The sequence below is a fragment of the Curtobacterium sp. MCBA15_012 genome (assembly GCF_001864935.2).
Classification (GTDB): domain Bacteria; phylum Actinomycetota; class Actinomycetes; order Actinomycetales; family Microbacteriaceae; genus Curtobacterium.
In genome coordinates this window covers 2,695,935-2,716,637 of the sequence record NZ_CP126267.1, presented here as the reverse complement: position 1 = coordinate 2,716,637, position 20,703 = coordinate 2,695,935, and the positions used below count along the sequence as shown (strand labels likewise).

The 20,703-nt window shown below is 73.9% G+C and carries 16 protein-coding genes; 2 read left to right on the top strand and 14 right to left on the bottom strand.

What is annotated here, in order from left to right; translation table 11 throughout:
- Positions 1-72 precede the first annotated feature (72 nt).
- From QOL15_RS12470 to QOL15_RS12420, 11 genes are all read right to left on the bottom strand, one after another.
- A complete protein-coding gene (locus QOL15_RS12470) occupies positions 73-1,395 on the bottom strand; it encodes a GNAT family N-acetyltransferase (RefSeq protein ID WP_071247877.1) in 1,323 nt (440 codons plus the stop codon).
- Between the two features lie 192 nt (positions 1,396-1,587).
- Complete coding sequence (locus QOL15_RS12465; RefSeq protein WP_071247883.1) at positions 1,588-3,066, bottom strand: cryptochrome/photolyase family protein; 1,479 nt, start codon at positions 3,064-3,066, stop codon at positions 1,588-1,590.
- A 142-nt stretch (positions 3,067-3,208) separates the two neighbouring features.
- Positions 3,209-4,978, bottom strand: a complete 1,770-nt coding sequence (locus tag QOL15_RS12460; RefSeq protein ID WP_071247887.1) for a hypothetical protein — start codon at positions 4,976-4,978, stop codon at positions 3,209-3,211.
- 135 nt (positions 4,979-5,113) lie between these two features.
- Complete coding sequence (locus QOL15_RS12455) at positions 5,114-6,835, bottom strand: AtzH-like domain-containing protein (protein WP_305404482.1); 1,722 nt, start codon at positions 6,833-6,835, stop codon at positions 5,114-5,116.
- Complete coding sequence (locus tag QOL15_RS12450) at positions 6,832-7,896, bottom strand: acetamidase/formamidase family protein (protein WP_071247890.1); 1,065 nt, start codon at positions 7,894-7,896, stop codon at positions 6,832-6,834. The genes QOL15_RS12455 and QOL15_RS12450 overlap by 4 nt, the downstream gene beginning before the upstream one ends.
- 65 nt (positions 7,897-7,961) lie before the next feature.
- A complete protein-coding gene (locus QOL15_RS12445) occupies positions 7,962-8,750 on the bottom strand; it encodes a creatininase family protein (RefSeq protein ID WP_071247894.1) in 789 nt (262 codons plus the stop codon).
- Positions 8,747-10,132: an FAD-binding oxidoreductase gene (locus tag QOL15_RS12440; RefSeq protein ID WP_071247898.1), complete on the bottom strand. Its 1,386-nt coding sequence runs from the start codon at positions 10,130-10,132 to the stop codon at positions 8,747-8,749. The genes QOL15_RS12445 and QOL15_RS12440 overlap by 4 nt, the downstream gene beginning before the upstream one ends.
- Before the next feature lie 119 nt (positions 10,133-10,251).
- Positions 10,252-11,436: a nitrate ABC transporter substrate-binding protein gene (locus QOL15_RS12435; protein ID WP_071247901.1), complete on the bottom strand. Its 1,185-nt coding sequence runs from the start codon at positions 11,434-11,436 to the stop codon at positions 10,252-10,254.
- Positions 11,437-11,535: 99 nt separating this feature from the next.
- Positions 11,536-12,405, bottom strand: a complete 870-nt coding sequence (locus tag QOL15_RS12430; protein ID WP_071247904.1) for an ABC transporter permease — start codon at positions 12,403-12,405, stop codon at positions 11,536-11,538.
- Entirely contained in the window at positions 12,405-13,172 is a 768-nt protein-coding gene (locus tag QOL15_RS12425; protein ID WP_254780130.1) for an ABC transporter ATP-binding protein, read from the bottom strand. Before QOL15_RS12425 ends, QOL15_RS12430 begins: the two co-directional genes overlap by 1 nt.
- Positions 13,173-13,247: 75 nt before the next feature.
- Complete coding sequence (locus QOL15_RS12420; RefSeq protein WP_071247910.1) at positions 13,248-14,588, bottom strand: cytosine deaminase; 1,341 nt, start codon at positions 14,586-14,588, stop codon at positions 13,248-13,250.
- Positions 14,589-14,731: 143 nt separating this feature from the next.
- Between QOL15_RS12420 and QOL15_RS12415 the strand changes: the two genes are divergently transcribed.
- Both QOL15_RS12415 and QOL15_RS12410 read left to right on the top strand, forming a co-directional pair.
- Positions 14,732-15,415 (top strand): helix-turn-helix domain-containing protein, encoded by a 684-nt coding sequence (locus QOL15_RS12415; RefSeq protein WP_254784132.1) that lies wholly within the window; start codon positions 14,732-14,734, stop codon positions 15,413-15,415.
- Positions 15,412-16,365 carry a PDR/VanB family oxidoreductase gene (locus QOL15_RS12410; protein ID WP_071247913.1) on the top strand — a complete coding sequence of 318 codons (954 nt, stop codon included), beginning with the start codon at positions 15,412-15,414 and terminating at the stop codon, positions 16,363-16,365. The genes QOL15_RS12415 and QOL15_RS12410 overlap by 4 nt, the downstream gene beginning before the upstream one ends.
- Before the next feature lie 101 nt (positions 16,366-16,466).
- Here the strand turns inward: QOL15_RS12410 and QOL15_RS12405 are convergent, their stop codons facing one another.
- The 3 genes from QOL15_RS12405 to QOL15_RS12395 form a co-directional block, all read right to left on the bottom strand.
- Positions 16,467-17,864, bottom strand: coding sequence for an amidohydrolase family protein (locus QOL15_RS12405; RefSeq protein WP_065965079.1), 1,398 nt, complete (start codon positions 17,862-17,864; stop codon positions 16,467-16,469).
- A gap of 231 nt (positions 17,865-18,095) precedes the next feature.
- Positions 18,096-18,548: a hypothetical protein gene (locus tag QOL15_RS12400; RefSeq protein WP_065965116.1), complete on the bottom strand. Its 453-nt coding sequence runs from the start codon at positions 18,546-18,548 to the stop codon at positions 18,096-18,098.
- A gap of 130 nt (positions 18,549-18,678) precedes the next feature.
- Complete coding sequence (locus tag QOL15_RS12395) at positions 18,679-20,538, bottom strand: alpha/beta hydrolase (protein WP_071247921.1); 1,860 nt, start codon at positions 20,536-20,538, stop codon at positions 18,679-18,681.
- Positions 20,539-20,703: the final 165 nt, after the last annotated feature.

Here is a 20,703-nt window from a genome sequence, read left to right as displayed (position 1 = left end):
CTCGCGCCACGGGACTTCGTGGTGCGAGGTGCTTCCGGTTGTTCGCAGTGCAGGGGACTGCCCCCGCGCCGATCAGAAGTACGTGATGCCGTGCGGCGTGCGCACCGGGGTCAGCATCGCCGCGAAGCGCGTCACCGCCGCCGGGCCCGTGGCCCGCACGAGCCCGGCCGCCGCGAGCGTCCGCGGCGAGACCGAGCCGATGAGGACCGCGCCGAGCTCCGCGACGTCCATCTGCAGGTCGGCGTCGTCGCGCGGCTCGTCCGCCGTGCGGGTCACCGTGCCGCGGCCGTCCACGACGTCGAGCCGGTACGTGCCCGCCGCGAAGCCCATCGCGTCGGACACGGCGAGGGTCAGCGAGCCGTCGACCGCGAACGGCCGCGCGGACAGCACCGCCGCGACGTCGAGCACGCGGAGCCAGACGTGGTCCTCCTCGTGGTCGACGTCGTACGCGCGGTTGTCGCCGATGGCCGCGACGATCGGGTCGTCCAGGCGCGAGCGGCTGTACCGCACCACGTCGTTCAGGTCGATCGAGAGCAGGAACTCCCAGAGCGACAGGTACGCCTCGTCGGTCGCGTAGACCAGGTCGACGACCTCGAGCACGGTGTCCTGGTCGCGGCCCGAGCCCTCCTTGACGCGCCAGGTCACGTAGCCGTCGACCTCGTCCGAGTCGTCGGGGCGGTGCACGGCGCCGCGGACGTCCTTCGCGGGGGAGCCGTCGCCGTTCCGGAGCCCGAGGACGATCGGCCAGGTGCCGGCGTTCCGCACCATCGACCCCGGGGTGCGGGCGTCGAACCGGTCGAACACGGCGCGGGCGGTGCCCTCGTCCAGCCACTCCGGCGTGACGACCGACACCCGGCCGCTCGTCGGTGCGAGCAACGGGAGCGCCCGTGCGCGACGGACACGCACCGCGCGCTCGCGGATCGCGCAGCCGAAGCCGAAGCGCCGGTAGATGGTGCCCTCGGAGGCGGTCAGCGACGCGACCGCGTACCCCTCGGCGACGCCGCGCTCGAGGGCGTGCGTCATCATCCGGCGGAGGATCCCGCGCCGACGTTCGGTCGGTCGGACGGTCACGGCGGAGATCGCCTGGGTGTCGATGGTCGCGCCGTCGCCCCAGCTCAGGGCCTTGCGGAACCAGGTGAACGTGCCAGCGGGCCACGTCGCGTCCACCGAGCCGGGCAGGGGCTCGCGGACGTACACCCCGAGGAAGGTCTCGTCGTCGGCGACCATGTTCGCCACCATCCGCGCGGCGCCCTCAGCGTCCGGGTGCGGCTCGTGGAAGCCGAGCCCGACGGCGTGCATCCACGCGTCGGTCACGGCGTCCGGTGCCCCCTGCTCGTCCGTACCGGGCGCGAACTCGCGCAGCTCGTAGCGGTCGTCGAATGCATCGTTGCTCACGTTCCCGACCCTACCGGGGCGGCTCGCGCGGCCGCCTCCCTCCGCGGACGGAGCAGGAACCGTCGGGTGGACGGGCGCGAGCCGACGTCGTCTGCTCCGTCGACGGGGCGCGACCCGGCACCGGACGGGAGGCGCGGGGCGGGCCAGCCCCGCGCCTCCCGGCCGGTGCCGACCACCCTGGGACCGACGCCGTCAGGGCGTCCCGCGCCGCGCCTCCTGTGCGACCACCTCGTCCAGGTCGGCGAGCTTCCGCATCTGCTGCAGGGGCCGCATCATGCGGGGGTTGTCCCGCAGCGCCGGCTCGGTGCGCGCGAGGAACGCCCAGTAGCCGGCCGTGAAGGGGCAGGCGTCCTCGCCGACCCGCTTCGTCGGGTCGTACCGGCACCCGCCGCAGTGGTCGGACATCCGGTCGATGTAGCGCCCGCCGGACGCGTACGGCTTCGTCGCGACCATGCCGCCGTCGGCGTGCTGCGACATCCCGATGATGTTCGCGGGCATCACCCAGTCGGTGCCGTCGACGAACACGTCGGTGAACCACTCGGTCAGGTGCACGGGGTCGTAGCCGCGCTGCAGGGCGAAGTTGCCGAGCACCATGAGGCGCTGGATGTGGTGCAGCCACCCGTGGTCGTGCAGCCCCTCCATCGCCGTGCTCAGGCAGACCGCATCGACCTCGGAGGCGTCGAGCTCCCGCCACCACCGGGGCAGGCGCGCGGTGGCGTCGAGGGCGTTCTCGGTCGCACCGTAGTCGTCGCCGAACCACCAGTAGAGGTGCCACACGTAGTCGCGCCAACCGGCGACCTGGCGGACGAAGCCCTCGACGCTCGCGAGCGGGGCGTCGTGGTCGCGGTACGCGGCGAGTGCGGCCTCGACGACCTCGAACGGGTCGAGCACGCCGAGGTTCATCGGCACGCTGAGGAGCGAGTGCGCCATCGTCCAGTCGTTCGTGAGCGTGGCGTCCTCGAACGGACCGAAGTCGCCGAGCCGCACCTGCACGAAGTCGTCGAGGGCGGCGCGGGCCTCGTCGGCCGTGACCGCGAAGCGCCGGGTGTCGTCCTTGCCGACGAAGCGCACGAGTCCGTCGCGCTCCCACCGGTCGAGGTCGTGCCGCACCTCGTCGTCGACCTCGTCCTCGGTCGGCCACCACGGGTCGGGCAGGCCGAGGGTCGTCGCACCCTTCGGCGGCGGCTGGCGGTTCTGCTCGTCGAGGCTGAACTTCCCGCCGAGCGGCGCGTCCGACTGCATGAGCCAGCCCTCGCGGCGGCGGACCCGCTCGTAGTGGGTCTCCATCCGGAAGCGCCCGGTGCCCTGCGCCGCCCACTCGGCGAACTCGGCCTCGTCGGTGATGAAGCCCCGGCTCGGCAGGACCTCGGTGCCCCGGCCCCAGTGCCGGACCTGCGCGCGGAGCGTCCGGGACGGCGGATCGACCACGTCCAGGTCGTCCCGGCCGACCAGGGCCTCCTCGAGGGTCTCGACCTGCACGTGCTCGGCGCGGTCGCCGAGCTCGCGGACCCGGTGGCGCAGGGCGCTCAGCCACAGGTGGGCCTTCGCGCGGTGCATCGGTCGGGCGGCGAAGAACTCCCGGGCCTCGACCACGAGGGCGGGGCCGCCGTCGTCGAACAGCGGCCCGTACTGCCCGGGGAGGACCAGGCGGGTCCGTGGGGTGTCGGTCACCCTGCGGACGCTACCGACGGCGCGTCCCGGTGGGCTGACGGTGCGTGTGCCCCGACGGACACGCACGATCGAGCGCACGCGCGGGCGGGGCCGCCGCGGCTCCCACCCGCGTCGGCCCCGCCCCCGGTCGCCCCGGATCGGGTCAGTTGTAGGACGCCACCCGGTTCGGCGCGGTGTTGCCCGCCGGCGTCGGGACGGGCCCACCGACCCCGTTGATGACGCTCGAGATCGTGCCGACGTCACCGAGGGACACCGTGACCAGGCCGTGTGCCCGCACCCCGGCCGTCTGCGGGACCTCGAACGCCCGGTCGGCGTGCACCGCGGGGTTGGTGTTGAAGAAGCAGTAGACGCCACCGCCCCAGATCTCGTGCTTCGTGACGGTCGACGCGACCTTGTACGCCGCGTACCCGGCTCCGGTCGGGCTCTGCCACGAGGCGTTGTCCGGCACGTCGTACGGCATCTCGTTCTGGAAGAAGATCGTCCTCCCGTTGTTCCCGTTCCAGAGCACCTCGTACTGCTGGTAGTGCTCGACGAAGAGGCCGGTCGCGAGGACGTCGTTGCCGTTCACCTCGACGCCGGTCGCGCCGGTGTTGACCGTCCAGCCCGTGGCCGCTCCGCCGTGGTCGGCGCGCCAGGCCCAGATGTGGTCGACGAGGGTGTCGTCGGCGTTGACCTGCAGCGTCGTCGTCGCCTTGCCCTGGATGCTCGAGCCGACGCGGAAGAAGACGTCCTGGATGCTCTGCGGGTCGGCCGCGTGGTCGACGTGCGAACCGCTCGTGCCGAGTCGGACCAACTGCGCGCTGTTCTGCGGTCCCGCGTCCACCACGAGGTTCGACACGTTCACGCCGGCGACGTCGTTCGAGGTCAGGACCGCGTTGCCGGCCGTCGGCACGAGCGTGGGGAACCCGATGCCCGTCACGACGGTGTCCGCACGCGTGACGTTCAGCGCGGCGTCCAGTCGGTAGGTGCCCGGCGTGAAGAACAGGTTCAGGCCCTGGGCCAGCGCGCTGTTGATCGTGGCCGCGGAGTCGCCCGGGTGAGCGACGTAGAAGTTCCGCATCGGGAGGTCGGTGCCGCCGGTGTTCGGCCAGGTGACGCCGGACGAGTCCTGCCGCAGCGACGGGACGAACACGTGGTACTTGTTCGACGAGTCGACCCACAGGTACGGCTTCTCGCGGGTCGTCGGCGTGGTGGACAGGGTCGTGTAGCTCTTCGAGAAGTCGTTCGCCGGTGCGCCCTGCACGCCCGAGAACGTCATGTTCCAGTTGCCGCCCTGCCACGAGCCGAGCGTGGAGTTGCGCGTGTACCACTGCTGCTGCGACCCCGAGGTGACGGTGCCGTCGACCTTCGTGTCCGCGATGTAGCCGCCGGACGAGTAGCCCTGGCCGCCGTCCTGGTTCGACGGGCCCATCGTCAGGTTGCCCTTGACGTGCACGCGGCGCATCGGCGCGGCCTGGGACACGGCCCAGCGGTCGGTGCCGCCCTCGGGCACGATCGCCAGGTTCTCGACCGAGCGCCAGAAGTTCTGCGTGGCGTTCTTCTCGTCGCCGGCGTTCCAGCCCGAGTCGACGTTGACCGCGCCGCTGATCGTGACGTCGTCGGGGTTCTTCCCGAGACCCGCGACCGACGTGTAGAAGCCGAGGTTCGCCCAGACCCGGCCGTAGCTGCCCGGCTTGAACAGGAAGGCGTACCGCTGCGACCCGAACTGCGCGGTGGTGCTGCGGAGCTGCGAGCTGAACGCGGCGTCGACGTCGGCCTGGATGGTCGAGGTCGGTGTCGAGGGGCTGTAGACCTTGACGTTGCTCCCGAGGTCCGGGGTGTCGCTCGTCGTGACCGCGGCCTGTGCCTGCAGGGCCGGTGCGAGGGCACCGACCAGCCCGACCGCCGTGATGGTCGCGAGGAGCTTGCTCATCCGTCGTTGCATGATGCTCGATCCGTCGTGGACGGCCCCGTTGCCGCCCGGGACCGACGGTAGACCCGGGCGTCGTCGACGACAGTCGGTGCGTCGGCGGACAACCGCGTACCCCGGCGGGCAGGCGGTCGTCCGTCAGGCGGCCCCGGCGAGGGTCGCCGCCAGGGCCAGCACGGCGCGGTCGGACCCCGCGGCCCCGACCAGGCACACGCCGACCGGCGCCCCGTCGACCCGGAGCAGGGGCGCGCTCACGGCGGGCAGGCCGCCGATCCCGGCGACGGCCGTCATCCGCAGGGTCGCCCGGCGCGTGGCCAGGACGTCGGGTCCGGTCGCGGTCCACAGCGGGGCCGGCCCGGGCACGGTCGGGAGGCACAGCACACCCGGTCCCACCGCCTCGCGCACGCGGTCGCGCAACTCCGGCAACCGGGCGCGGGCCGCTGCTTCCTCCTCGGCGGTCACGGCGGCGGCCGCGGCGAAGCGTTCGGCGACGTCCGTGCCGAGCGCGCCGGGGTGCTCCGTGACCCACCGGCCGTGGTTCCGCCACGCCTCGGCGGCCTGCACGACCCGCAGGGTCTCGGCGAGGTCGTCGAGGTCCGGGAGCGCGACGGGACGCAGCGGCCGGCGGGTGCCGTCGGCCCAGGCGGCGAAGGCCCGTGCGGTCGCGGGGTCGGCGGCGTCGAGCAGGGCGTCCGACACGAGCAGCGACCCGTCGTCGACGGCGGTGTCCGACGCGGGCGCGGAGACGTCCAGGGCGTCGGCGAGGACCCCCGCGGACCGCGCCACCCAGCCGACCGTGTCGAACGACTGCGCGAGGGGCAGCAGGCCGTCGCGGGACACCGCGCCGTGCGTCGTCCGGATGCCCCAGAGCCCCTGGTACGACGACGGCACGCGCAGGCTGCCGGCCGTGTCGGTGCCGAGCCCGAGGTCGGCCTGCCCGAGGGCGACGGCCGACGCCGACCCCGAGGTCGAGCCGCCACCGATGCGGGCCGGGTCGGCGCCGTTCGGCGGTGACCCGAAGTGCGCGTTGCGCCCGGCGAGGGCGTACGCGAACTCGTCGGTCCTGGCGATGCCGGCGATGTCGGCCCCCGCGTCGAGCAGTGCCCGGACCGCCGGGGCGTGCTCGGCGCAGGTCGGGGCCGACCGCTCCCGGGTCGGGTTGCCGGCGCCGACCACGTGCCCCGCGACCGCGAACAGGTCCTTCACCGCGACGCGCACCCCGGTGAGCGGACGGGGTGCGGCGCCGCCACGGTCCCCGCTGCCGTCGGCCCGGTCGCGGTCGGCCCGGTCGCGGTCGGCCCGGTCGCGGTCGGCCGAGGCACCGCGGACGAGGGGGTCGCCGACGACCCGCCAGACCGACCGGTCGAGGGCCCTCGGTCGGCCGGTGACGTGCGCGGCGCTGATCCGCCAGCGGCCCGCCGTCCGCCGCCAGACCTGGGTCTGCAGTCCGTTCCCGCCGCCGTCGAACGCCGAGACGCCGACGACGAGCACGACGTCCTCGGCGAGGGGGCGCACCTCGACCGACGTGATCGTGCGGGGCGCGACACCGCCGCGGGCGGACCGGAAGGCGCTGATCGCGTCGTGCCCGCGGAGCAGTCCGGCGTCGTCGCCGCGCAGGGTGTCCGGGCCGGGCTCGAACAGGTCGTCGAGCACGGCGGTGTCGTCCCGGGCGAGGGCGGCCTCGTACGCCGTCCAGGCCCGTTCGAGTCCGTCCGGCCAGGTGGCCGCGACGGTGGTCACCGGTCGGCCCGGGTCGGTGGTCACCGGTCGGCCCTGGTCGGCGGCCACCGGTCGGCCCTGGTCGGTGGTCACCGGTCGGCCCTGGTCGGTGGTCACCGGTCGGCCCTGGTCGGTGGTCACCGGTCGAGCCCGGCGAAGTCGGCCTTGCGGATCATCGCGTGCGAGCCGCACACCAGGTCGACCACCTGCGAGATCCGGAAGTCGGTCGCGGCGCTGAGGTACGCGTACGCCAGGTGCTCGTCGACGCCCCAGCGCGCCCGGAGCAGCGCGATCGCGGCCCGGACGCAGCGCCGCACGGCCTCGTCGAGGTCGTGGTCGAGTCCCGTGGGCACGAGGTGCTCCGTCGTCTCGGCGAGGGGACCGACGAGCTCGCCGAACCGCCGCAGCGCCTCGGCCCGCGGGACCAGGTCGATCCGGAGCACCAGCCGGAGCGAGGCCTCCAGCGCCGTCAGCGCGACCTCGCCGTCGCCCTGCGCGAAGTGCGGGTCGCCGACGTACACCCCCGCGCCCGGCACGAGGACCGGCAGGTGCAGGGTCGCCCCGGCGGTGAGCAGGGCGATGTCGAGGTTGCCGCCGTGCGGCCCGGGCGGCACCGAGTGCGCCCGCTCGTCGCTGTCCGGGGTGACCCCGACGATGCCGGGGAAGGGCCGCAGCGGGAAGGTGACGACGCGCGGTCCGCCCTCGACGGCGGGGAGCCTGCCGACGTCCACACCGTCACGCTGCACGACGTCGGCGAACACCGACACGGTCTCCTCGGCGCGCGGCAGCTCGCCGGGCAGGGCGCCGTGCCCGTGCCGGTTCGACACGACGCCGTACGGCACGCGCGGGTCCGCCGCGAGCACCGTCACCGAGACGACGTCGCCCGGCTCGGCGCCGTCGACCGCGATCGGCCGCGACACCACGTGCGGGCCGTCGTCGGGGCCGCGTCGCAGCTCGCGCGCGACCGCCACGGCGTCGTCGAGCACGTCGGCGCGGGCCACCCCGTGCCGCCCGAAGAACGCCACGGGGTCGGAGCCCTGGTCCTCGAGGACGCCCTCGTGGCTCAGGGTGTCCACCGTGACGACGGCCCCGGGGCGCACGGTCAGCGCCGGGGTGTCGGTCCGGGCGGGCAGGCGGCCCCAGAGAACGTCGGACGGGGTCGATCCGAGGTGCAGGTCGGTCGTGGTCGGTGACGGGGTCACGGTGCTCCGATCGTGGTGCGGTGGTGCGGTGGTGCGGTGGTGCGGCGCGCTCGCGACGGCCGCGCTCAGGCCGGCGGCGCGGGGTCGAACCGGGCGATCTCGTGCAGCGACGCGACCGCCTCGGCCAGGGAGTGCTCCCACAGCGCGGCGCCGTACGAGGCGGAGGCGCGGCTCGCGTCCCCGACCACGCCGGCCGGTCCGAAGTCGTCCGACAGCCACCCGAACGACACCGGGCCACCGTTGAACGCGATCTTCTCGAAGTCGGCGAGGTGGTCGGGGACCCACCGCTCGGCGAGGGTGGTGTCGACCAGGTCCGGCCGCAGGTGCAGGATCATCGACGTCTCCGCAGCGCCGCCGTGGATGCCGAGGCCGCGCTCGTCGGCGTCCTCGCCGTCCGGCCCGGGCACCCGGGTGAGGGTCGGCATGAGGAAGGTCTTCAGGCCGTACCGCTTCCGGATCTCGCGCAGGGCGACCTGCAGGAGCGCCACGTTGCCGCCGTGGCCGTTCGCGAACACGAGCGTGCCGGCGCCGGTGAGGGCGACCGCGCGGCCGATCTGCACGACCGTCTCGAACATCGTCGACGCGTCGAGCCACACGGTGCCGGGCGCCCAGCTGTGCTCGTCGGACTTCGTGAACGCCAGGGTCGGCAGCTGCCAGACGTCGAGGCCCTCCGCCGCGGCCTGTTCGACCGCCGCACCGCCGATGTGGTCGGCGAGGAGGAAGTCGGTGAGCAGCGGCAGGTGCGGTCCGTGGTGCTCGACGGCGCCGGTGGGCTGCACGACGATCGTGTCCGCCGTGAACCCCGCGGCGACCGCGGGACCGGACAGCTCGGCGAGCCTGCGCGTGCCGCTCACTTGCCGAACCCCGGGACGACCGGCTGCGCGGAGGCGGTCGAGCCCCCGCTGACCACGAGCGACGGGTCGATCACGTGGCCCGGGTTGAGCAGCCCCTCGGGGTCGGTTCGCTGCTTGAGCGCCACGAGCTCCTCCACGCCGTGGTCGACGTAGTACTGGTGCGGGCTGTGCACCCGGACGCCCAGCTCGCGGAGCACCGGGTAGCCCGCGTAGACGTCCTCCGCCCCGGTGTACGGCGCCGTGAGCATGCCGATCGGACCGACGTGGGCCGCCTCGATGTGGAGCATGCCGCCCGGGTACACCGCCTCGACCTCGGCGATCCGGTCGATCAGCGCCTCACCGCCGACCTCGACGTGGAAGTACTCGGTGTCGGGGGTGTTCCGCTTGAGCCACCAGATCGGGTGGTTGTACGACAGCATCGACACCTTGGTGGTCTGCTGCAGGCCTTCGCGGACGTCCTCGACGGTCCCGCCGGCGAGCTCGATGAGCTCTCTGGCCTGGTCGAGCACGGCGTCGTCGATGATCGCGCGCAGGCTCGCACGGTCGTCCGGGATCGCGGCGTCCGACGGCAGGGCCGCCGCGACCTCGGGCCGGTCGGCGCTGACGAGCCGCGGCACCGGGTCGAGTCCGCGGAGCGTCCGCACGGCGACGAGCGCGTGCTCGAACGTCGGGAACGCCGCGTACACGGCACGCCACTCCTGCAGCGGCTCGAGCCGGACGGTCGCCCGTGCGATGACCCCGGCCGTGCCGTACGTGTGCACGAAGGGCTGCGCCTCGTCGCCCTCGACGTGCAGCAGCTCGTCCGAGCCCGGGAGCGCGACGTCGAGCGCGGTGACGAAGCCCTGCCAGTTCGAGCCGTGCGCGATCGACCCCGTACCGCCGGAGCCGCCGGACAGGAACCCGCCGATCGTGGACTGCGCGGTCGAGGGGTACATCCAGAGCTGCTGCCCGGTGGCCGCCGCGGCCTGCTCGAGCGCGACCATGGACGCGCCGGCCTCGGCCGTGACCCAGCCGTCGCCGACCTCGACGACGGCGCGGGCCCGCGAGGTGTCGAGCACGAGCCCGCCGTGCAGCGGGATGCCCTGTCCGTAGTTGCCGGTGCCCTTGCCGCGGGTGGTGACGGGGACGCCGTGCCGGACGGCCGCCCGCAGGGTGGCGGCGACGTCGTCGGCCGACGCCGGGTACGCGACCAGGTCGGCCAGGCCGAGGGGCAGCTGGGCGCTGAGGATCGGGCTCATGGTCGCCTCGTCGACGGAGGCGCGGGTGCGGGTGCGTTCGTCGGCGCTCACGCCGCGCTCGCCGAGGAGCGCGACGAGGTCGGCGTGGAGCGCCGCCAGGGCGGCGGGGGAGACGGTGGTGGAGGCGGGGGTGACGGTGGTCATGCTCACTCCTGTGGGGTGGGTGGTGCGGGAACGGCGGACGGGAGGCGCGGGGCGGGCGTGCTCCGCGCCTCCCGTCCGGCAGTCGGTCGGCTCCGTGCGGTCGGCTCGGCCGACCCGCGTCAGTCGCCGAGCCCGATCGTCTTGTCGAGGAACTCGTTCGTGTACAGGTCGGACGGCTTCAGGTCGCTCTTCACGTCACCGGTACCGGCGAAGACGGGGGTCGCCTTCGCGATGAAGTCCTGCATGCGCTGCTCGTCCATCGAGCCGATGTAGCCGTCGGTGTCCTTCGCGAGCCCGAGCTTCACCATCTGGCTCGCCGCGAACGCGCCGACCTTCGCGTCGTACGTCCAGCCGTTGTTGTACTGCTGCACGAGCTTCGTGATGAGGTCGTTCGTGGCCTGCGGGGCCTTCAGGTAGTCGACGTCCGCCTGCTGCATGACGGGCACGAGCGCCTTGAGGCACGGCGTCAGCTTCGCCAGGTCGCCGGTCCGGACGCTCATCGCCTCGGGGTAGGGGTTCCAGCCGGTGCTCGAGACGAGCGCGTAGTCGACCTTCTTGCCCCAGGCCGCGACCTGGTTCTGGTAGATGTACGGCTCGGCGGTCGCGAAGCCCTGCTGGGCGTCCTTGCCGCCCGCGGAGACGAACTTCGCCGGGGTGCCGTCGTAGCTGCCGTCGAGGACGCTCTTCGGCAGGACGCCGGACTGCTCGAGGTAGGTCATGTACGCGGCACCGTTGAAGTAGCGGACGACGCCGCCGTCCTTCTCGAGCGCCTTGCCGAGGCTCGCGATGCTGTCGACCTTCGGGTACGTCGCCGGGTCCCACATGATCGACATCGGGGACTGGTCGTTCTCGGCGAAGACGGCCGTGGTGGGCAGGTTGCCGGAGAACTGCACCTGCTCGTCCGTCGACATGTAGCCGAGGGTGATCGACTTGTCCTGGTACATCTGCGAGGCGACCTTGGTGTAGCCGATCGCCGGGCCGCCGGCGCGGATCTCGAGCTGCACGCCCGTCGACTTCCCGTTGGCGTACAGGTCGCCCGTCACGGTCTTGCCGGAGGCGTCGATCGTCGGGTTCGGCCCGAGCATCTCGTACAGGTGCCCGTGCTCGCCCTCGGGGTTCCAGTCGGTCTGCACGACGATCTTCGCGGGGCAGGCGGAGGACAGGTCGACGGCGGGGCCGGTGGCGGCCTTCGCGCTGGCGGTGCTCGTGCTGCTGCCGGACGAGCCGGCGGCGCACCCGGTGAGGGCGATGGCGGTCGCGGCGAGGGCGGCGGTCGCGACGCCGAGTCGGGTGGTGGTGCGCATGGAGGCTCCGTTCGTGGTGCGGGTCTCGTGGTGCTGGGGGTCGGGTGGGGCAGGGGTGGGGCAGGTGCTCCGCGGGCGGAGCGGGGGACCGTGGGTCGGTCAGCTGAAGTCGTGCCACCGACCGACCGCGAGGCGGCCGACCAGCCCGAACACGAGGAAGACGGCGACGCCGTAGAGCGAGGCGATGATGATGGTCGCGTAGAGCTCCGGGCCCATCAGCCGCGAGGCGGTGACCTGGATGAGGACGCCGAGACCGGGGTTGCCGCGTTGGAAGAACTGGTCGCCGACGATCGCGCCGATGACGCTCAGACCCGCGGAGGTGCGCAGGCCGACGAAGATCGACGGCAGGGCGGCCGGGACCTGCAGCTTCACGAGCTGGGCGAACCGGCCGGCCTGCTGCAGGCGGAACAGCTCCCGCTGCGCCCGGTCGGCGGACTGCAGGCCGAACAGCGTGTTCGACACCATCGGGAACAGCGCGATCATCACGGTGACGATGACCCGGCTGGCGAACTCGTAGCCGAACAGGGCGCCGATGAGCGGGACGAGCGCCAGGATCGGCACGCACTGCAGCACCACGGCGTACGGGTAGAGCGAGCGCTCGAGCCACTTCGCCTGCGCCATCGCCATCGCCCAGGCGACGCCGATCACGATCGCGACGCCGAGCCCGACGAGCGACACCACGGTGGTGCGGCCGAGGGCGGACCACAGGTCGGAGCCGAACGTCGACGGCGACCCGTCCGGCATCGTCGGCGCGACGATCGCCTTCGCCACGAGGTGCGGGTACGGCACCAGGAACGCCAGTCCCCGGACGTGGTCGTAGTAGGCCGCAGCCGCGTACCAGATGCCGACGAGCACGGCGAGGACGACGAGCGGCGGCCACCACGTGGCGGTGCGACGCGGGCGAGCGGCGCCGCGCCGGGCTGCCGCGCGGACGGCGCGGGCCTCGGAGACCTCCTGCAGGGTGACCATCAGCGGTGTCCTTCCCGGAGCGCGTGCGAGACCTCGCCGACCAGTTCGGCGAACTCGGGGGTGAAGCGGATGTCGGGGTCGCGGGGCATCGGGAACGGGACGTCGAACCGGCCGACGATGCTGCCGGGACGACCGGACATCACGATGACCTCGGTGGACAGGTAGACCGCCTCGGAGACCGAGTGGGTGATGAACAGGCCGGCGAACCGCTGCTCCACGAACAGCCGGAGGAGTTCGTCGTTGAGGCGCTCGCGGGTGATCTCGTCGAGGGCGCCGAACGGTTCGTCGAACAGGAACAGCTCCGGGTCGAGCGTGAGCGACCGGGCGAGCGAGACGCGCATCCGCATGCCGCCCGACAGCTGCTTCGGCAGGTTCGACTCGAAGCCGTTCAGTCCGACGAGGTCGATGGCCCGGGCGGCCTTCGCGGCCCGCTCGGCCCTCGGCACGTGTCCGAGCTCGGCGAGCAGCTCGACGTTGCCCTGCACCGAGCGCCACGGCAGGAGCGTGGCGTCCTGGAACACGTACCCGATCCGGTCGGTCGCCACGCCGGCCGTGCCGTGGGACGCCGACTCGAGGCCGGAGGCGATGCGGAGCAGGGTCGACTTGCCGCAGCCGGAGGGACCGACGACGGACACGAACTGGCCGCGGTCGACGGTCAGGTCGACGCCCTGCAGCGCGACCGTGCCGTTCGGGAAGGTCATCTCGACGTCGCGGAAGTCGAGCAGGGTGTCCGTCGCGGTGACGGGCGGTGGGGCGGTGGTGGTCACGGTCACCTCGGGTTCTCGGTGGGGCGCGGGGGCGGGGTCGGGTCGGGTGGGTGCGCGGCGCGGTGCCGTGCGCGGTCAGGCCGGCACGGCTGCCGGTGTCGGTGCGGCCGCGGACGCGGGTGCGGCCGCGGACGCGGGAGCGGCGATCGTGGTGTGCACCTCGGTGCGGGCGACGAGTCGCCCACGGGACAGGACGATGCGGTCCGCCGGCGCGTTCGCGACGGCGTCGGTGACGCTGGTCGCGGCGACCGCCAGCAGGTCGGCTCGCCGTCCGGGGACGGGACCGGCGGCCGGGAGGCCCATCACGCTCCGGGCGGTGTCGCTCACCATCGCGTACGCCTGGTCCGGCGTCACGTGGCCCGCGGTCACGAGGAGGGACGCCGTCTCGAGCGCGTCGCTGCGGCCCACCGGGTTGAACGGGTCGCGGACGTTGTCGGCGCCGGCGGCCACGCGGACCCCGGCCGCAGTGAGGGCCTGGATCGCGGTCAGTCCGCGGGGCGTGGACACCGGGTGCTGCCAGCCCTGCAGGTAGAGGTTCGTGATCGGCAGCGTCACGATCCCGAGGTCGGCGGCGGCGACGTCGGTGACGACCTCGGCCAGACGCTCGGGGCCCAGGGTGCCGAGCCGCACGCAGTGGCCGGCGGTCCAGGTCCTGCCGTCGCGCTCGCCCGTGCCGGCGTGGGCACCCCGGCGTGCGCTGACCGCGCGGGCGAAGTGGTCGAGCGTGAGCGGGCCGTCGAGGTTCTCGTCGGTGTGCAGGTCGACCCCGACGCCGTGCCGGTCGGCCAGCGCGAGCAGCCGGTCCACGTCGGCGAGCGGGTCCGCCGCCAGGTGCGGCGCGCCGCCGACCAGGTCGACGCCGCAGGCCAGGACGGCCTCGACGTGGTGGTCGGGCGCGAGCGGTCCGGCCAGGGCGACGAGCTCGATGTCCACGAGCCCGGCGAGCTCGTCGCGGACCCGGACGAGCGCCCGTGCACCGCGCACGGCGGACTCGGTGGACGCGGGGGCGTCGTCGGCCGTGCGGCGACCGCTCAGGACGTCGACGTGGCTGCGGACGGCGGTGGTCCCGGCGGCGAGCAGGGCCAGGGCGGCGGTGCGCGCCCGGTCGGCGATCTCGTCCACGGTCATGGTCGTGGCGTGCGCCGACCACGAGGCGATCGCGGCACCGAGGTCCCCGAGCGGCGGCCGGATCACGTCGGCACTGAGGGCCTTGTCGAGGTGCGCGTGCGGCTCGGCGGGAGCGGTGAGGAGCAGCCGTCCGCCGAGGTCGAGCGTGTCCTCGGCGAGGGCGTGGAGGCTGCCCGCCGGGGCGACGGCCACGACCGTGTCGCCTGCGATCGCGACGTCGACGCGGTGTCCGTCGGCCAGCAGGGCGTCCCGCAGCAGGGCGACCGGTCGTGGTGCTGTCGAGCCCATGGCGCCTCCCGGGGAAGTGTGAGAATGTTGATCGCATCAACATCTCCGATGCTAGGGCGGCTCTGTTTCCCTCACGTTTCGCGGCGGTTGCCGTGTGTGACAGCCGTCCCGGACCGGAACGAACCGGAACGACAGGAGCACGCGTGAGCCCGGGGACCCGCACCAGCATGACCGCCGACGGGGCGAGCACCGACACCACCGCCGACGGGGCGGGCACCGACTCCCGTCCCGACGCCGACCGGGTCGTCGACGCGCAGACCCGTCGGATCGGCGAGCAGATCCGCGCCCGGCGCCGGGCCGCGGGCCTGACCCTCGTGCAGGTCGCCGCCGCCACCGGCTTGTCGCACCCCTTCCTCAGCCAGGTCGAACGCGGGCACTCCCGGGCGAGCATGGTCTCGCTCGAGAAGATCGCGGCGGCGCTCGGCACGACCCAGGTCGCACTGCTCGCCGCCGGTGCCCCGGAGCACGGCGGCCACGACGGCGGTGCGCCCGAGGTGCTGCGGGCCGGGGAGGGTGCTCGCGGACCCTCCTCCGACGGCGAGGCGCGGCTCCTCGTGCACGCCGGACCGCACGCCTTCGAGCCGCTCGAGTGGACCGGCGAGCACACCGACCTCGGCGAGTACTTCGAGCACGGCGAGGACGAGTTCCTCACCGTGCTCTCCGGCCACGTGCTGCTCGACCTGCGCGGCCAGGAGCCGATCCGCCTCGGGCCAGGTGACTCCGTCTACCACCGGGGCGGCACCGCACACCGCTGGTGCAGCGCCGACGGCGGACGCTTCCACATGCTCGTGGTCAAGGAGACCCCGCGGGTCGGGGGTGTCGCGTGACCGCCGTCCCCGAGCGCCTGCGGCTGCGCGTCGCCGCACGCCGCGAGGTCGCGACCGACGTCGTCGCGCTCGACCTCGCGGCCACGGGGGACACCCCGCTGCCCGACTGGGAGCCCGGGGCGCACCTCGACCTCGAGGTCACGCCGGGCACCGAGCGGCAGTACTCGCTCGTCGGGGCCACCCGCGCGGGGCACTGGCGGATCGCGGTCCTCCGGGAACCCGACGGCCGCGGCGGATCGGCGGCCGTGCACGACGCGCTCGCGGTCGGGACCGAGGTGCTCGTCGGTGGGCCGCGCAACCACTTCGGGTTCGACCCCGGCCGCCCCGCCGTGTTCGTCGCCGGGGGCATCGGCATCACGCCGCTCGCCGCGATGATCGACGCCGCCGAGCGTTCCGGGACGCCGTGGGAGCTCCACTACGCGGGCCGCACCCGCGACCGGATGGCCTTCGTCGACGACCTCGTCGCCGCGCACCCCGACCGGGTCACCGTGGCCGCGGCGGACGAGGGCGTCCGGCTCGACGTCCCCGCGCTCCTCGCCGAGCCGCGGGACGCCGTCGTGTACTGCTGCGGCCCGCGGGCACTGATGGACGCCGTCGAGGCCGCGGCCGCGCACTGGCCGGCCGGCAGCGTCCGGGTCGAGCGCTTCGAACCGGCGGACGCCGTCGACGCCCCGGGCGAGCCGTTCGAGGTCGAGCTGACCGTGACCGGCGTCACCGTGACGGTCCCGGCCGACCGCACCCTGCTCGAGGTCGCCGAGGAGGCCGGCGCGTTCGTCCTGTCCTCGTGCCGCGAGGGCACGTGCGGCACCTGCGAGACCCCGGTGCTCGAGGGCGCGGTCGAGCACCGCGACACCGTGCTCAGCCCGGAGGAGCAGGCCGACGACCGCACCATGATGGTCTGCGTCTCCCGTGCCCGGCGCGGGTGCCCGCGCCTCGTCCTGGAGCTGTGACCGGCCGCTGAGCCGGGTCGGGACGAACGGGAGGCGCGGCGCACGACGGGTGCCGCGCCTCCCGTCCGTCCCGTGGTGCGACCGTCGGGCGGTCGCCGCCGCTACGGACGCTCGGTGTCGTCGAGCGGGCCGCCGGTGAGCGCCGACAGGCGCTCGAGCCCCGCCTCGGCGACCAGCTGCCGGGCGAGCGGTCGGGCACGCGCCACGGCCTCGCGCACGTCGACCTTCGTGACGTCGTGGTCGGCCAGGCTCAGCTCGCCGTCGACCCAGACGTCGCGGACCTCGCGGCTGCCGGCGACGAAGACGACCGCCTGGTAGGGGTCGTGCACGTTCGCCAGGGCCGGGGAGTCGCCGTCGAAGACGACGACGTCCGCGCGCTTGCCGGGCTCGAGCGACCCGATCTCGGTGTCCATGCGGAGCGCACGGGCGCCGCCGATGGTGCCCATCTCGAACGCCTCGCGGGCGCTCATCGCCGTCGCCTGCAGGTCCCGGACCCGAGCGAGCAGCGCGGCGGTCTTCATCGCCTGCAGGAAGTCCTGCGAGTCGTTCGAGGCCGGGCCGTCGACCCCGATGCCGACCGGGACGCCGAGGGCACGGAGCTCCGCGACCGGAGCGATGCCGCTCGCCAGGATGCCGTTCGCGACCGGGTTGTGGGCGACACCGACGCCGTTCGTGGCGTAGCGCTCCCGGTCCTCGCGGTCCACCCAGACGCTGTGCGCCGCGATCACGGGCACCTGGAACATGCCCGTCGCCTCGGCGTGCCCGATCGCCGTCCGGCCGGTGCGCTGCCGGGCCGCCGTGACCTCCTCGCGCACCTCGTGGAAGTGCACGTGCACGCCGTGGCCGCCCGCGACCGCGTAGTCGACGTGCTCCTGCCAGGTGTCGTCGGTGTAGCGGCCGATCGACGACACCCCGACCCGGAAGGTGCTGTAGCGGCTGGCGTCCGCCGCCTCGCGCAGCGCCTCGAACTCCTCGAGGATCGGGGTCGCGCCGAAGTCCCGGTCGACGTCCCCGGAACCGAACGACACGACGCCGCGCAGGCCGAGGTCCTCGAGCGCCTGCACGACACCGGGGGTCGCGGGCTCGTCGGGCACCGGGTCCGCGCAGAACATGTCGTTCGCCGTCGTGACACCGCTCCGGAGCAGCTGGATGCCCTGCAGCACCGTGCCGGCGTACGCCTTCTCGCGGGTCATCACCGGGTTGACGCGGCTGATCAGCGCCGTCAACCACTCCCACAGCGTGTACTGCGAGCCGATGCCCGTGACGAGGCCCTCGCTGAAGTGCCCGTGCGTGTTGACAAAGCCCGGGGTGACGACGTCGTACGCGCCCCCGCGGACCGGTGCGTCGGGGTGGGCGGCGGACAGCTCGGCGAAGGTGCCCACGGCGGCGATGCGGTCCCCGTCGAGCAGGACGGCGCCGTCGCGGATCGCAGCGGGGGTGGGGGAGTCGTCGGGCGCTGCGGTGAGCACCCAGCCGGCACGGATCAGGGTCGTCGTCATGCCTGGACCGTAGGGTCCGCGTGTTTCGCGGGCGTCACCACGGGGTTTCCCGGAGGGTGTCGGTGGGGTGGTCGGAACGGCGGAGCCGTCCCTGCGCCGGGCGGTGCCGGGCGGTGCCGGGCGCCGGCGTCTCCGCTCGCGCGCCCGGCGGTGCCGTGCGCCGGCGTCTCCGCTCGCGCGCCCGGCGGTGCCGTGCGCCGGCGTCCCTGCCCGCGCGCCCGGCGGTGCCGGTCAGGGGGTCGGGCTCCCCGTGGCCAGGTCGCCGTAGTCGCCGTCGGCGCACTGCGACTCGCCGTCGATGCTGTAGCCGCCCGCGGAGGACGCGAGGAAGTCGATGCTGCTGACCGGACCGCCGCGCCCGGTCAGCCCGAGGTCAGGGTCGTCGCCACCGCTGCGGTACCGCTTCGTCGTGATCCCCATGCTCTGCCAGAGGGACTCGACCTTGCGGAGGTCCTCCTTCGGGTCGTCGGACCCCGGCCGTTGCTTCACGTACACCCACGTGACGCCGCCCGGGTCGTCGGCGTCGCCGGAGCCGTCCGATCCCGGGCAGAGCCCGAGCCTCGGCCCGCTGAGGACCTCCCAGTCGCCGTCGACGAGGCTCGCGGTCCGGTCGACGACGTCGACGACGGATCGCTTCGCCTCGTCCGGCGAGACGGTGGGCTGCTGGGTCTGGTCGGGCTCCATGGGTTCTCCTCCTGCGCATCCGGTCAACAGGGCCATCGTCAGGACCGTGACCACCGCCCTGGCGAGGTGGTGCGGTCGGACACTCAGTCGGGCGGCATTCCGCACGGGGACCGGTCGGATCATGATCGACTCACCAGGCTTCCTCTTCTTCCGTGGGTCGGCTCACACGGTCTCCCTGTCCGGTGGAGGTCCGTGCGACGTTCTTGAGCGACTCGGTGCCCTTGTCCAGGTACCCCCGGTCGTCCTTCGTGTGGACGCCGTGGTCGAGCACCGGGTTGCCCGATCCGCCGTCGTCGACCTCGAACACGGTGGCGCCGAAGTCCGCGTCGGTCGGGTCCTTCCGGCGGCTGCCTTCCCGACCGAGCCAGGCCCACTGGTCGCCCCGCGGGCCGTCGTCGTCCCACGGGTACGCCTTGCGCGCCTGGCCGGCGTACACGTGGTCGGCGCTCAGGTCGGCGGCGTCACGCACGCTCCCCGGGATGCCGGCGGAGCCGATCGTCGTCAGGGTGTCCACGTGCACGTCCTCGCGGTCGAGGGCGATCGCGGCGGTCGTCGACCCGTACGAGTGGGCGACGACGTTGGTGTGCGGCACGTCCCCCGCCCGGACCGCGTCGAGACCGTGGATGCTGTCGACGAGGTGCGGTGCGCCCTCGGTGGCCGAGCGGTTGCCGAGCACCCCGAGGTCACGGTTCTCGGCGTCCGGGACCGGCGGTGGTGCGTACCCGATCCACGCGAGCACGGCGTTGTCGGTCCGACCCGTGGTCCGGGCCTGCTGCTCGGCGAGGTTCTGGGAGGCGTTCGCCCAACCGACCGTGTCCGCCGAGGTCGTCCCCATCCCGGGTACCGTCCACGTGACGTTCGCAGCGGTGTCGAGGTCACCGATCGAGACCGCCGCGAGCGGGGGCACGTCGGCGGACAGCGTCGTGAGTGACCGCGGCCAGTCGTCCACCGCCCCGCGGAGTGCCTTGTCGATGTTCTGCAGTGCGGCCAGTTCGACCGGATCGTCGCCGGTGCGGGCCGCCGCCAGGCGCTCGCGCAGCACGACGCGGTTGGCGGTGTCCCGGGCCCAGTACGGCACGCCCTCGAGGTTCCCGAGTGCGGCGAGGGCGGTGACCGGCACCGACTCCAGGTCGGAGCGGCGCTCCGGGGAGAAGCCGAAGGCGTTCCAGAGTGCGTTCACCTCGGTCGGGGTCAGCCCGTCGGCCGTGAGGCGCTGCACGGCAGCCGGGACGTCGTCCGACACGGCGACGTCGAGCGTGGCGTTCGACAGCGAGCCGGCGCTCCCTGCGCGCTCGAAGGCCGCGGCCACGCGCTCCGTCCACGCGGCGTCCCCGTCGTTCTCGCGCAGGTACGCCTCCGCACCGGACAGGAGTGTCGTGCTGCCGATCCGGGCCCAGCCGCACGACCCGACGAAGGCGTGCCACGCTCGACGGACGTCGCCGACGGCGGTCGACGCCGCTCGGTCGGAGGCCCTGGTGGTCTGTGCGAACCGTCGGAGGTTCTCCGGGACGGCCGAGCTGCGTCCGCCGCTCGTCCCCGTCCCGGTGCGCTCGCGCTGACGCGCCGTGAAGGAGACCGAGACCTCCGGCGGCACCACCGGTGTCGTCGACGGGCGCGGGTCCGGGAACGTGCTCGGCGGGATGCCGAGCGCGCGGAGCGGATCGGCGGCCGCAGCGTCCTGACGGTGCTGCTCACGCTGGTTCCACGACGCGAGGTCCGCCAGACGTTCGCGCTCGCGGAAGGCCGCGGCCGCGACGGCGCTGACCTGGTCGGACAACGACGCGAGCTGTCGTGCGAGGCGGGCGCGGTCCGCCGCCTCGACCTGCACGGCTTCGAGGAAGCGCTGGGAGTAGGCGCCCTCGAAGTTCCAGAGCGCGTCCTCCGCCGCGGCTGCCCTCGTCCCGCCCTGACCGCGGAGGCGATCGTCGCCGGCGTCGGCCGCTGCGATCAACCGCTTCGCGGCGCCGTCGTCGAACTCGATGTCGCTCATGTCCCCCCCCGGATCGTTCCCCAGGCCGAGCGTACACACGGGCGAGCCGATCGGCCGGTATTCCACATCCAGGACCACCGATGGAGCGCGGAGTGCGATCCGCCGGGTGCTCCCGCACCCGAGACCGGCACGGCCGGTTCCTCCGGCACGGCCGGTTCCTCCGGC

Excerpts from the sequence above, each read along its gene's own strand:
- QOL15_RS12430 (WP_071247904.1), bottom strand. The coding sequence starts at position 12,405 with ATGGTCACCCTGCAGGAGGTCTCCGAGGCCCGCGCCGTCCGCGCGGCA.
- QOL15_RS12400 (WP_065965116.1), bottom strand. The coding sequence starts at position 18,548 with ATGGAGCCCGACCAGACCCAGCAGCCCACCGTCTCGCCGGACGAGGCG.
- QOL15_RS12435 (WP_071247901.1), bottom strand. The coding sequence starts at position 11,436 with ATGCGCACCACCACCCGACTCGGCGTCGCGACCGCCGCCCTCGCCGCG.
- QOL15_RS12420 (WP_071247910.1), bottom strand. The coding sequence starts at position 14,588 with ATGGGCTCGACAGCACCACGACCGGTCGCCCTGCTGCGGGACGCCCTG.
- QOL15_RS12395 (WP_071247921.1), bottom strand. The coding sequence starts at position 20,538 with ATGAGCGACATCGAGTTCGACGACGGCGCCGCGAAGCGGTTGATCGCA.
- QOL15_RS12405 (WP_065965079.1), bottom strand. The coding sequence starts at position 17,864 with ATGACGACGACCCTGATCCGTGCCGGCTGGGTGCTCACCGCAGCGCCC.
- QOL15_RS12440 (WP_071247898.1), bottom strand. The coding sequence starts at position 10,132 with ATGACCACCGTCACCCCCGCCTCCACCACCGTCTCCCCCGCCGCCCTG.
- QOL15_RS12460 (WP_071247887.1), bottom strand. The coding sequence starts at position 4,978 with ATGAGCAAGCTCCTCGCGACCATCACGGCGGTCGGGCTGGTCGGTGCC.